The following is an 11,426-nucleotide window of genomic DNA, read 5'->3' on the forward strand; positions in this document are numbered from 1 at the left end:
CCGGAACCACCACCTTCGTTCCCTGACGACCCGGTCGAGGGATGGCTCGGGGAGCGGGCCGGCACCGGAACCGGGGGGCGTCCCAGTGCCGCCTGTGGCCGAGTTCACCCGGACGCGCCCGGCCCGAACATGCCCTCCACCAGGCCCGGCACTAGCATCTGGGTGAGATGCGCCATCGTCTCGACGATGTGTCGGGTCGCCAGAGCGCCCCCAGACATGACCTTTCCGGCCCATCGGCTGGGCCGATCCGGAGGAGCTTTCATTGCCGAAGGCACCAGCGGGCACGCTGTACCGCGGTCGAGAGGGTATGTGGTCCTGGGTGGCCCACCGGATCACCGGTGTCCTGGTCTTCTTCTTCCTCTTCGCCCACGTGCTCGACACCGCTCTCGTCCGGGTCTCCCCCACGTCGTACAACGAGGTGATCGAGGTCTACAAGAGCCCGATCGTCAACCTGCTCGAGGTCGGCCTGGTCGCGGCGGTGCTGTACCACGCCCTCAACGGCATCCGGATCATGTTGATCGACTTCTGGGAGTCCGGCCCGAGATACCAGAAGCAGATGCTGTACGTCGAGCTCGTCATCTTCGTCGTGCTGCTGGTTGCCGCCGCCTCCCGAATGCTGCTGCACACCTTCGAGACGTTGTTCGGGAGCACGACCTGATGACGACCGCTCCCCCCGGTGGCCCGGCGGGCCCGCGCGCGCCGGAGCTCGTCGCGCCCCGCACCCCCGGGCTCTCCCGCCGACGGGGGAAGCCGGGCAGCGCCAAGGCGCGCACCAACTTCGAGCTCTACGCCTGGGTATTCATGCGGGTCAGCGGCCTGCTGTTGTTCTTTCTGGTACTCGGTCACCTGTTCATCATGAACATCCTCGACGACGGGGTGCAGCGGGTGAACTTCGGGTTCGTCGCCGGCCGCTGGGCGTCACCGTTCTGGCGCACCTGGGACCTGGTGATGCTGCTCCTGGCGGAGCTGCACGGCACCAACGGCCTGCGCACGATCATCAACGACTACGCCGGGCGGCCCCAGACCCGGTTCTGGCTGAAGACGCTGCTCTATACCTCGGCGTTCCTGGTCGTCGCCCTCGGCACCCTCGTCATCTTCACCTTCGATCCCGACATCTGAACGCGCCGGTGATCCCGTGACCCCAGCATCGGACGGATGGAGGTAGGCGTGCAGGTCCACAGGTACGACGCAGTCATCGTCGGTGCGGGTGGAGCCGGCATGCGTGCCGCCATCGAGGCGGGCACCCGCTGCCGGACCGCCGTGCTCACCAAGCTCTATCCCACCCGCTCGCACACCGGCGCGGCGCAGGGCGGCATGTGTGCCGCCCTGGCCAACGTCGAGGAGGACAACTGGGAGTGGCACACCTTCGACACGATCAAGGGCGGTGACTACCTGGTCGACCAGGATGCCGCGGAAATCATGGCGAAGGAGGCCATCGACGCTGTCCTCGACCTGGAGAAGATGGGGCTGCCGTTCAACCGGACGCCCGAGGGTCGCATCGACCAGCGCCGGTTCGGCGGCCATACCCGCGACCACGGCAAGGCCCCGGTGCGCCGCTCCTGCTACGCGGCGGACCGCACCGGGCACATGATCCTGCAGACACTGTACCAGCAGTGCGTCAAGCACGACATCGAGTTCTTCAACGAGTTCTACGTCCTCGACCTGCTACTACAGAAGGGCGCGGCGGCCGGGGTGGTCGCCTACGAGCTGAAGACCGGAGAGATCCACATCTTCCAGGCCAAGTCGGTGGTGTTCGCCACCGGCGGTTTCGGCAAGGTCTTCAAGGTCACCTCCAACGCGCACACGCTGACCGGTGACGGAATGGGTCTGGCGTTCCGGCGGGGCATCCCGCTGGAGGACATGGAGTTCTTCCAGTTTCATCCGACCGGCATCTGGAAGATGGGGATTCTCCTCACCGAGGGTGCCCGCGGCGAGGGCGGAATCCTACGCAACAAGGACGGCGAACGCTTCATGGAGCGCTACGCCCCGACCATCAAGGACCTTGCGCCACGCGACATGGTGGCTCGCGCCATCTACACCGAGATCCGTGCCGGCCGCGGCTGCGGCCCGGACGCCGACCACGTCTACCTTGACCTCACCCACCTGCCGCCGGAGCACCTCGACGCAAAGCTGCCCGACATCACCGAGTTCGCTCGGACCTATCTCGGCATCGAACCGTACAACGACCCGATCCCGATCCAGCCGACGGCGCACTACGCGATGGGCGGCATCCCGACCAACGTGGACGCGCAGGTGCTCGCGGACAACGACACGGTCGTGCCCGGTCTGTACGCGGCCGGCGAGGTGGCGTGCGTGTCCGTGCATGGCGCGAACCGGCTGGGCACCAACTCGCTGCTCGACATCAACGTATTCGGCCGGCGGGCTGGCATCGCCGCCGCCGCGTACGCGAACGCGAACGCGAACGCACAGCACGTCGACCTCCCGGAGAACCCGGCGTCGTTCGTCGAGGACCTGCTCGGGCGCCTGCGCGCGGGCGCCGGAACCGAGAACGCGGCCGCGATCCGGCGCGAACTACAGGAGTCGATGGACGTCAAGGCCTCGGTGTACCGGACGGAGGCGACGCTCAAGCAGGCACTGAGCGACATCTCCGGCCTCAAGACGCGTTACCAGCGGGTGGGCGTGTCCGACCGGGGGCGTCGCTACAACACCGAACTACTCGAAGCGGTGGAGCTCGGCTTCCTGCTGGACCTCGCCGAGGTCCTGGTCGTCGGGGCGCTGGCCCGCAACGAGTCCCGCGGCGGCCACTTCCGTGAGGACTACCCGAACCGGGACGACGTCAACTTCATGCGCCACACGATGGCCTACCGGTCGGGGCCGCTGGTGGCCGCCTCGCCGGAGGCGGAGATCCGCCTGGACTACAAGCCGGTTGTCATGACCCGCTACCAGCCGATGGAGCGCAAGTACTGATGACAGTCACCCTCAAGATCCGTCGCTACGACCCGGAGACGGTCGACGAGGCGCACTGGGAGAGCTACCAGGTGCCGTTCGATCCGAGCGACCGGCTGCTCGACGCAATCATGTGGGTCAAGTGGAACCTCGACGGGACGCTCGCCTTCCGCCGGTCCTGCGCGCACGGGGTGTGCGGCTCGGATGCGATGCGGGTCAACGGCGCCAACCGCCTCGCCTGCAAGGTGCTGGTGAAGGACCTCGGCTCGGAGATCACCATCGAACCGATCAAAGGTCTGCCGGTGGAGAAGGACCTCATCGTCGACATGGAACCGTTCTTCGACGCGTTCCGGGCAGTGAAGCCCTACCTGATCACGGACGACCACGAGCCGACCCGCGAGCGACTGCAGTCCACCGAGGACCGGGCCCGCTTCGACGACACGACCAAGTGCATCATGTGCGCGGCGTGCACCACCGCGTGCCCGGTGTTCTGGACCGACGGCGACTACTTCGGCCCGCAGGCGATCGTCGCGGCCCACCGGTTCATCTTCGACAGCCGTGACTCCGGTACCGACGAGCGCCTGGAGATCCTCAACGAACGCGAGGGGGTCTGGCGTTGCCGGACCACCTTCAACTGCACCGACGCCTGTCCACGCGGCATCCAGGTGACCAAGGCCATCCAGGAAGTCAAGCGGGCGCTGTTGTTCCGCCGCGTCTGAGCCTTCCTCCCGGCCGGTCATGCGGTGTCCACCGCGAGCGCGAACGGCAGCACCGACGGCGCTCCGGCCTGCCGGAGCAGGCGAGCGGCGACCGTCATCGTCCAGCCGGTGACGATCCGATCATCGACGAGCAGCACCGGGCCGCCGAGCTCGCCCAGGGCGGCGGCAAGGGCCGGGGAGACCGTGAACGCATCCCACAGGCCGGCGAGCCGGTGCGCGCTGTTGTGCACCTGCCCGGTGTGCGGCCCGCCGGCGACCCGGTCGAGCTGCCCCAGCAGCGGCAGGCGTCCGATGGTGGAAATGCGCTCGGCGAGGCTCGCGATGAGCCGGGGCCGGCTGCGGGACGCGATCGACACGACGGCCACCGGCCGCCGCTGCCATCCCCAACCGGCGAGCGTTGCGACCACCGCCTCGACGAGATCACCGGGAAGCGGGCCGTCGAGGGCGCCGGGCATAGCGGAGCCGGGCACAGCGAGGGTGGCAGACGTGAACATCGGGCGCAGCCGGTTGCCCCAGCCCACATCGCTGAGTCGGGCAAGCGCCCGCCCGGGCTCGGCAGCGGCCGACGCCGGGATACGCCCGGCCAGGTCGACCCCGAGCCGGCCCATCCCAGTCGGCCACATCCGCCGCGGTTCGACCGGGACGCCCGCCCGGTGCAGCTCATCCCGGGCCCGCGTCCGCGAGGACTCCGAGACCGCGGACGACCACGACCGACCGGTGCACCGGTCACACCGCCGGCAGGCCGCCGCGTGGGGATCGTCGAGCTGCCGGCGCAGGAACTCCATCCGGCAGCCGGTCGTCACGATGTAGTCGAGCATCGCCTGCTGCTCCCGAGACCGCGCCGCGGCGACACGCCGGTAACGCTCCTCGTCGTACGACCAGGGCTCACCGGTACTCACCCAGCCGCCCCTGACTCGCCGGACCGTCCCGTCGGTGTCGAGGACCTTCAGCATCTGGTCGAGTCGGCTGGGACCGAGGTCGACGGACGCGAGCAACGCCTGGGTCGACAGCGGCCGATCGGCGCCCGCGAGCACTCCGAGCACCCGGCGGACGACGTGCTCCGGCGGAAAAGAGGTGTCCGCGAAGTAGCGCCAGATGTCCCGGTCCTCAGCCGCCGGGAGGAGCACGACCTCGGCCGTGTCGAGCGCCCGGCCGGCCCGGCCGATCTGCTGGTAGTAGGAGATCGGCGACGACGGAGCTCCGAGGTGGACGACGAAGCCGAGGTCCGGCTTGTCGAAGCCCATTCCGAGCGCGCTGGTGGCGATCAGCGCCTTGACCCGGTTCGCGAGCAGATCCTCCTCGGCGACGATGCGCTCGGCCGCCTCGATGCCACCGTGATAGGTGGCGACGGCATGACCCTGACCGCGCAGAAAGATGGTCAGCTCCTCCGCCGCCGCCTTCGTCAGCGTGTAGACGATCCCCGATCCGGGCAGCTCGCCGAGATGGTCGGCGAGCCAGCCGAACCGGTGCTCGGCCTGCGGCAGCGACACGACCGCGAGCCGCAGGCTCTCCCGATCGAGACTCCCGCGTAGCACCAACGTCCCGGCGGACGCCGGGCCGGCGGGAGCGGAGGTTCCGAGCTGCTCACTGACGTCCTCGACCACGCGGGTGTTGGCGGTGGCCGTCGTGGCCAGCACCGGGACCCGCGGACGCAGCCCGGCGACGAGGGTGCGCAGCCGCCGGTAGTCGGGCCGGAAGTCGTGCCCCCAGTCGGAGATGCAGTGCGCCTCGTCGATGACGAGCAACCCGGTGGTGGCGGCGAGCTCGGGCAGGTAGTCGTCCCGGAAGGTCGGATTGTTCAGCCGCTCCGGCCCGACGAGCAGCACGTCGAGCTCGCCCGACCGCAACGCCGCGTAGACCTCGTCCCACTCGGTCACGTTGCCGGAGTGAATCTCGCCGGCGCGGATGCCCAGCCTCGCCGCGGCCGCCGCCTGGTTGCGGATGAGCGCGAGCAACGGGGAGACGATCACCGTCGGAGCAGCGCGTCCCGCTGCGCCGCGGAGCAGTGCCGTGGCGAGGAAGTACACCGCCGACTTGCCCCAACCGGTGCGCTGGACGAGCAGCACCCGGCGCCGGTGGGTCACGAGCGCGTCGATGGCCTGCCACTGGTCCTCGCGCAGCGCCGCGGCCGGCCCGGCAAGCGCCCGCAGCAGCTCCTCCGCGCGCTCCCGCAGCCCACCGGGCCCCGGGTCCGCCAGGCCCGCCGGGAACATCGGGCCCGCCGGGAACATCGGGCCCGGCCAGGCCTCCGCCCGATCCGGGGCATGCGCGACCGGCGACGCCGGGCCGGAAGCCCCCGGAAGCGCGGAGGTCGTCTCGTCTGCTGCCATGAGAGGTGTCTACCCGATGCCACCGACAAGATCGGATCGTCCCAGGTCACAGCGGGACGGAGTCACCGTGACGGCTCGGCAGATACCCGATCACGGTAGGCTTCGCCCGGCATGACCGGACAGTGCCTGTCGCCGGGTTCCACCGGTTCGTGCGGCCAGCCGCGGCACCCCCTTCCAGCCGCTCCAGGTAGGGCGCCTGACCACGCTGACTGACCCGGCGACTCGCCCACGACTCAGGAGTGCGTACACATGAGCGAACGGCTGGACGGCACCGTTGCCCTGGTGACCGGTGCGAGCAGCGGCATCGGTGAGGCGACCGCCCGCGAGCTGGCCCGGCACGGCGCCGCGATGGCGCTGGTCGCGCGGCGCGGCGACCGGCTCGAGCGCCTCGCCGCCGACATCACCGGCGCCGGCGGCACCGCCCTCCCCCTCCCGCTGGACATCACCGACCAGGCCCAGGCCGCCGACGCGGTGAAGCGCACCGTGGCGGAGCTCGGCCGGCTCGATACCGTCGTCAACAACGCCGGTATCATGCTGCCCGGGCCGATCCTCGACGCGCCGACCGAGGAGTGGGACCGGATGGTGGCCCTGAACCTGCAGGGCCTGCTGTACGTCACCCATGCGGCGCTGCCGCATCTGCTCACTGCCGCGGACGGCGGCCCCCGCCAGGTCGCGGACCTGGTGAACATCAGCTCGGTGGCGGGACGGCACGCCACCATGGGCGCCGGCATCTACAACCTCACCAAGTTCGGGGTGAACGCGTTCACCGAGTCGCTGCGCCAAGAGGTCACCGCCCGGCACGTGCGCGTCTCGGTGGTCGAACCGGGCTCCGTCGAGACCGAGCTGAGGTCCCATATCCGCGAGGAGATCCGGAATATCGTCATGCGCCGCATCGCCGACATCGAGCCGATGCAGTCCGAGGACATCGCGGACGCCGTCGCCTACATCGTCACCCGGCCGCGGCGGGTCGCGATCAACGAACTGCTCATGCGGCCCACCGAGCAGGTCGGCTGACACCGCGTCGCGCGGGAACCCCTGGCGCCGGACTGGTCGGGCGTGTCCCGGATTTTCCGGGATGCGCCGCTCCGCGCCCCGGAGTGGGCCCACGCGCTCAATCACCCAATTGGGACTCGGTGCGACCACACACGACGATCAACGCGAAGCACCCGCGCAGGTCGGCCCCTGTTTCCCAACGCCAGGAGAATCACACGGCGTAGAGCCGATCATGACACGGAGCGGTTTCGAAGACTACCGCCGCTTTCGGCATGTCAACGACCCGAATTGATCAGCCGCCTGGATGAGGCATCATCACCGGTATCGCCATGGCGGACGGCGCGTGCGCCGCGGATGCCCAGCCAGCCGACGACGGAGCCGATGGCGAGGGAAGCGACAGTCAGGACCAGGTGGACCGTGAAGAAGCCAGTCGGGCCGTCGTCCCAGGAACGATCATCCTTCCACACGTTCCGCAGGAAATTTGGCCAGATGGCCCACGTCCAGACGCCGACTGCGATCAAGAACCAGGACGCACGCTTTGAGAGGGTCACCCCTCCAGCTTCGCACCCGGGATCCCGTCGGGCTCAGGTGAGCAACATCCTAAGCTCCTCCGCCTCGATGCGCGCCTGGCGCAGAACAGAGGCGAGAGTGCCCGTCGCCAGCTCCCGGTGGAGCGGCACGATCACAACCCGAGCGCTCTCCTTGTGCCGCAGCTTGCAGTGCGAGCCACGAGTAGCGACCTCCTCGAAGCCGGCACGCCCCAGAGCCTTCACCACCTTCGCCCCGGAGATCCGAGGCAGCGCGGGTGTCACGCCGACAGGCGGATGTCCAGCGGAGCGACGATGGGACCGTCCGCGGCGGTCACGGGGAACGGCTGGTCCTCGAAGTACAGCTCCAGCGCCTCGCGAAGATTCGCCAGCGACTCCTCGACGCTGGCTCCCTGGCTGGTCACCTCGACCTCCAAAGCCCGCGCCACATACCAGTCACCCTCGTGCGTGACGACAGCCGTCAGCCGCGCCGCTCGCTCCATGGAGATCAGCCTAGCCGTCCCTGCCACACCTGGCGAAGCGCTCACCGCCACCTCCTCGACATGATCAACCAGTCCCCTGTCGACCATACGAGCAGAAGCCATCTCCAACGGCCCGAGTACACACGAGAGGCACGAGGCCACCCCCGACTCGCTGGAATACCTAGGTCATAAATGAATGCTCTACAAATTCGGCCAGATCGCCCACGTCCACACACCCACCACGATCAAGAACCAGGACGCACGCTTTGAGAGGGTCACCCCTCCAGCTTCGCACCCGCGCCACGCGGACGAGCCGACCGAGACCCGTCACACAGCGTGTAGCTGAACACAACCCACGAGCACCACGCTGCCGCGATCTCGTGACCTGTCTCATGGCCACCACCTCAAGACCACCATGATCACCGTATGCTGAAGCGCGAGAGGAGGTGGCCCGTGCACTTCACCCGCATCACAGTGAACCCGGCACAGATGGGCGGGGTCCCCTGCATCCGTGGGTTGCGCATCCCGGTAGCAACGGTCGTCGGAATGATCGCGGACGGCACGTCCGCCACCGAGGTCATCACCGAACTGCCGGACCTTGACATGGACGACATCCGCGAGGCACTCCGCTTCGCCGCCGAAGCCGTCCGCGAGCAGCAGCTTCCGCTGATCGTCCCAGCCTGACCAACGTGCGCTTCCTGCTCGACAACAACCTGTCGAACACTCTCGCGACCGGCCTGCGCGAGGCTGGGCACGACGTTCTCCATGTTCGAGACGTCAGACTCGGCGCGGCCGACGACACCACCGTCCTCGGCTTCGCGCGAGACGAGCGAAGGATTCTGATCTCAGCCGACACCGACTTCGGCGGCATCCTCGCCCGGACCGGACTCTACGGCCCTTCCGTGCTCCGTCATAGTTGGTAAAGCAAGACACACCCAGCGGGAATCGCGACCACGGCACGGACAGTCGCGCTGCGAGGTCGATCGGACAACCCGGCCCGGAGGGGCCGGCCGACGAAGAACCACGATCCGACGACCATGGCCTTCGACGTCCCGCGGCTCACGCCCGCAGGTGCTGGAGCGGCCCGGCGAAGGTCTGCATCACCTCGCTGAACGTCGTGTCGGGACGGTAGGCGGGCGGCTGGACCGATTCCCCGGCCCCGCTGCGGGCCGCTCCGAACCGCATGGTCCACAGCATCGTCTCGGCCACCGGGAGGGTGGCCACGACCGCGTCGTTCTCATCCTCCAGCTGGCCCGTCAGCCAGGAGACGCGGTCCGACTGCAGCGCGCAGACATAGATCACCTCGCCGGCCGCGTTGCCCGGGGCCGCACGCAGCCGCGCAGCCTGGTCCCCGGCGGCCAAGGCCTCGCCCAGCCGGTCGGCGACCAGCTGACGTTCCCACAGTTGCGCATCCTGGGCGATCCGGACGGCGACGCCACCGCACAGCCTCCGCTCGACGTGGATCTGCGCATCGATCTCGGTGGCCTCACCGAAGTACCACGCGAAGACGTCGGGCAACGCGGCCCGCAGCTCCGCGGCGGACGGCTGGGCCATCGCCAGCCCCGGGCACTGCGGGGACCAGGCCGACCACGAAGGCCCGTCATGCCGCACGATCAACGAGACGGGCCTACCCACGATAGATCATCTCGCGCGACTCCTCCGCCGTCCCGCCGCTTTGATCAGTATCCGCGCTTCCCTCGCTGCCCGGGAGCACTTTGCGGTAAAGGCCGGACCGATTACGCGCAACACCGGCCTGTCCCGCACAACACCGACCTCTCCCGGCCGACGGTCTGGTCACGGGCGGCACTGACACGGAGGATGCGCAAGGGATCCGCGAGGAGGGCAAGGTCGGCGGGCAAGGTCGGCGGGCAAGACAGGCAAGACGGCGGGAGGGAGGAAGCGGTGCTGGGGGCCGACGACATCCGGTGGCGCCGGATCGGACCAGACGAGGGAATGCTGTTGCGAAGGCTGCGTCTTGCCGCGCTCGCCGATGCTCCTTCGGCGTTCTGGCAGACCCTGGCCGAGGCGAGCGCGCTGCCCGCCGAGGAGTGGGACGCCCGCGCCCGCGCCGGGGCCGACTCGTCCGCCGATCTGGTGGCCATCGTCGCCGTGGCTGGCGAGGCCGCCGGGATGGTGCAGGGCTTCACCCCGGTGGGCCGTCCCTGGTTACGGGAACTCGGCGCCATGTGGGTCGCTCCCGAGGCGCGGGGCACCGGAGCCGCCGACACCCTCCTGGCCACCGCGATCGACTGGGCCCGCCAGGCGGGCGCGGAGGCGGTGAAGCTCTGGGTGGTCCCCGGGAACCGTCCGGCGCGGCGCCTCTACGCCCGCCACGGATTCCTCGTCCTGGGCGGGCCGAAACCCGTCACCGACGATCCGACCGTCAAGGTCTTCGTTCCGATGCTGCTGCCGCTGTATCCCGCCCGGCCCCCGCCGCCCGCTGACAGTCCCCGCTTCGGGTGACGTCACCGCGACCGGTATCACGGGTGCCCCGGTGGGTTAGGGAACAGCTCCGGCGGTTATCCTTGACAAGCCCCCGAAAAATCCTCTACGGAGAACCAACACGAGGAGGTGGCCGCTGTGAGTCCTGGCGGGTGCTCCAGTAAAGGCCGCTTCCTGCTCGTGGACGTCAGCCAGCACTGAATCCCGGGCCGATGAGCGCGCACCGTCGCGCCCGGCCCGCGTCCACGGAACCCGGGTAGACGACGCCCGGGGCACTGTTCGGAAGTCCGGCCTGTTCGGACGCACGGCCCTCCTGTCCGGTGCGGCCGTGCCGTCGGCGACGGCGTCTCCGCCTCGGAGACGATGGTCGCCGCTCTCCCGGCCCGACCGGTTCGTGCCGGTAGCACGGAGCCATCCTGTCCCGGCCGGGCTTCCCTGATCCGTCCGGGTCGGCAGTCGCGTGGGCCGCGAGCAGTGCACAAGCAGGTGCGGTCGATCGAAGTCGTATCGACCAGAGGTCGCCGTGGCGATGCCGCCCGCGGCCTGCTCGAGGAATGCGCGCTCGCAGCTGTCCGGCAGTGGCTGGGGCGCGCGGAGGGGGACCTTCCATGAGCATCTCAACATCGCGGACCGCGGGACGTCGTGGTGCCTGCACCGAGCGTCTCGACCTGCCCGCCTCCGGCCGGGTCACACTGATCCCCCGGGGCATGGACCGGGAATCGGTCAGTCGCTTCGCGGAGGCCATCGCCCGGTTCCTGGGAACCGGGCGCTACCTCGCCATTCAGACCTGTATCGTGATCGTCTGGATAGCCTTGAACATCGCGCTACCGCTGCTGCGGTGGGATCCCTACCCTTTCATCCTGCTGAACCTGGCCTTCTCGACTCAGGCCGCCTACGCGGCGCCGTTGATCCTGCTCGCCCAGAACCGACAGGACGACCGTGACCGTGCCTCGCTGGCCGAGGATCGGGCGGTCGCTGTACGTATGCGGGAAGACACCGAGTTTCTCGCGCGTGAGATCGCCGCGC

15 protein-coding genes are annotated in these 11,426 nt (G+C 69.2%); 9 read left to right on the forward strand and 6 right to left on the reverse strand.

The features are described 5' to 3' along the window. The first annotated feature begins 262 nt into the window (after nt 1-262). Genes sdhC through AC08ON_RS08690 form a run of 4 tightly spaced genes read left to right on the forward strand, consistent with a single transcriptional unit; the run spans nt 263 to nt 3,626 of the window. Nucleotides 263-658, forward strand: coding sequence for a succinate dehydrogenase, cytochrome b556 subunit (gene sdhC, locus AC08ON_RS08675; protein ID WP_011435134.1), 396 nt, complete (start codon nt 263-265; stop codon nt 656-658). Next, on the forward strand, nt 658-1,119 hold the full coding sequence (locus tag AC08ON_RS08680; RefSeq protein ID WP_476607154.1) for a succinate dehydrogenase hydrophobic membrane anchor subunit: 462 nt from the start codon (nt 658-660) through the stop codon (nt 1,117-1,119). The genes sdhC and AC08ON_RS08680 overlap by 1 nt, the downstream gene beginning before the upstream one ends. A 48-nt stretch (nt 1,120-1,167) precedes the next feature. Then, the gene (sdhA, locus tag AC08ON_RS08685; RefSeq protein ID WP_476607155.1) at nt 1,168-2,928 is read left to right on the forward strand and encodes a succinate dehydrogenase flavoprotein subunit; all 1,761 of its coding nucleotides are present in this window, start codon (nt 1,168-1,170) and stop codon (nt 2,926-2,928) included. Continuing rightward, nucleotides 2,928-3,626: a succinate dehydrogenase iron-sulfur subunit gene (locus AC08ON_RS08690; RefSeq protein ID WP_011435131.1), complete on the forward strand. Its 699-nt coding sequence runs from the start codon at nt 2,928-2,930 to the stop codon at nt 3,624-3,626. Before sdhA ends, AC08ON_RS08690 begins: the two co-directional genes overlap by 1 nt. A 17-nt stretch (nt 3,627-3,643) precedes the next feature. Here AC08ON_RS08690 and AC08ON_RS08695 read toward each other — a convergent pair whose 3' ends face one another. Further along, nucleotides 3,644-5,839 carry a DEAD/DEAH box helicase gene (locus tag AC08ON_RS08695; RefSeq protein ID WP_476607163.1) on the reverse strand — a complete coding sequence of 732 codons (2,196 nt, stop codon included), beginning with the start codon at nt 5,837-5,839 and terminating at the stop codon, nt 3,644-3,646. A 366-nt stretch (nt 5,840-6,205) separates the two neighbouring features. On the opposite strand from AC08ON_RS08695, the gene AC08ON_RS08700 reads away from it, so the two are divergent. Continuing rightward, a complete protein-coding gene (locus AC08ON_RS08700) occupies nt 6,206-6,970 on the forward strand; it encodes an SDR family NAD(P)-dependent oxidoreductase (RefSeq protein ID WP_011435129.1) in 765 nt (254 codons plus the stop codon). Between the two features lie 254 nt (nt 6,971-7,224). Here AC08ON_RS08700 and AC08ON_RS08705 read toward each other — a convergent pair whose 3' ends face one another. The 4 genes from AC08ON_RS08705 to AC08ON_RS08720 all read right to left on the reverse strand — a co-directional run bounded on the left by AC08ON_RS08705 (nt 7,225) and on the right by AC08ON_RS08720 (nt 8,237). Beyond that, entirely contained in the window at nt 7,225-7,500 is a 276-nt protein-coding gene (locus tag AC08ON_RS08705) for an SCO4848 family membrane protein (protein WP_011435128.1), read from the reverse strand. Nucleotides 7,501-7,533: 33 nt separating this feature from the next. After that, nucleotides 7,534-7,761, reverse strand: coding sequence for a type II toxin-antitoxin system HicA family toxin (locus AC08ON_RS08710; protein ID WP_476607156.1), 228 nt, complete (start codon nt 7,759-7,761; stop codon nt 7,534-7,536). After that, nucleotides 7,758-8,024 (reverse strand): type II toxin-antitoxin system HicB family antitoxin, encoded by a 267-nt coding sequence (locus tag AC08ON_RS08715; protein ID WP_011435123.1) that lies wholly within the window; start codon nt 8,022-8,024, stop codon nt 7,758-7,760. The genes AC08ON_RS08710 and AC08ON_RS08715 overlap by 4 nt, the downstream gene beginning before the upstream one ends. 135 nt (nt 8,025-8,159) lie before the next feature. After that, nucleotides 8,160-8,237, reverse strand: coding sequence for a hypothetical protein (locus tag AC08ON_RS08720; RefSeq protein WP_476607164.1), 78 nt, complete (start codon nt 8,235-8,237; stop codon nt 8,160-8,162). Nucleotides 8,238-8,411: 174 nt separating this feature from the next. Here AC08ON_RS08720 and AC08ON_RS08725 point away from each other — a divergent pair, with 174 nt between their 5' ends. Both AC08ON_RS08725 and AC08ON_RS08730 read left to right on the forward strand, forming a co-directional pair. Beyond that, nucleotides 8,412-8,642 carry a DUF433 domain-containing protein gene (locus tag AC08ON_RS08725; protein ID WP_476607157.1) on the forward strand — a complete coding sequence of 77 codons (231 nt, stop codon included), beginning with the start codon at nt 8,412-8,414 and terminating at the stop codon, nt 8,640-8,642. Nucleotides 8,643-8,647: 5 nt separating this feature from the next. Next, on the forward strand, nt 8,648-8,881 hold the full coding sequence (locus AC08ON_RS08730) for a DUF5615 family PIN-like protein (protein WP_476607158.1): 234 nt from the start codon (nt 8,648-8,650) through the stop codon (nt 8,879-8,881). A 136-nt stretch (nt 8,882-9,017) separates the two neighbouring features. On the opposite strand, the gene AC08ON_RS08735 is transcribed toward AC08ON_RS08730, so the two are convergent. Then, nucleotides 9,018-9,593: a hypothetical protein gene (locus tag AC08ON_RS08735; protein ID WP_476607159.1), complete on the reverse strand. Its 576-nt coding sequence runs from the start codon at nt 9,591-9,593 to the stop codon at nt 9,018-9,020. Between the two features lie 267 nt (nt 9,594-9,860). Here AC08ON_RS08735 and AC08ON_RS08740 point away from each other — a divergent pair, with 267 nt between their 5' ends. Beyond that, on the forward strand, nt 9,861-10,421 hold the full coding sequence (locus AC08ON_RS08740) for a GNAT family N-acetyltransferase (protein ID WP_476607160.1): 561 nt from the start codon (nt 9,861-9,863) through the stop codon (nt 10,419-10,421). A gap of 587 nt (nt 10,422-11,008) precedes the next feature. Next, nucleotides 11,009-11,426: DUF1003 domain-containing protein (locus tag AC08ON_RS08745; protein ID WP_476616762.1), on the forward strand; the 418-nt coding region annotated here is incomplete at its 3' end.

The organism is Frankia sp. CoWAU3 (assembly GCF_977971855.1).

Coding starts and splice junctions, on each gene's coding strand:
- AC08ON_RS08680 (WP_476607154.1), top strand. CDS start 658: ATGACGACCGCTCCCCCCGGTGGCCCGGCGGGCCCGCGCGCGCCGGAG.
- AC08ON_RS08695 (WP_476607163.1), bottom strand. CDS start 5,839: ATGTTCCCGGCGGGCCTGGCGGACCCGGGGCCCGGTGGGCTGCGGGAG.
- AC08ON_RS08700 (WP_011435129.1), top strand. CDS start 6,206: ATGAGCGAACGGCTGGACGGCACCGTTGCCCTGGTGACCGGTGCGAGC.
- AC08ON_RS08690 (WP_011435131.1), top strand. CDS start 2,928: ATGACAGTCACCCTCAAGATCCGTCGCTACGACCCGGAGACGGTCGAC.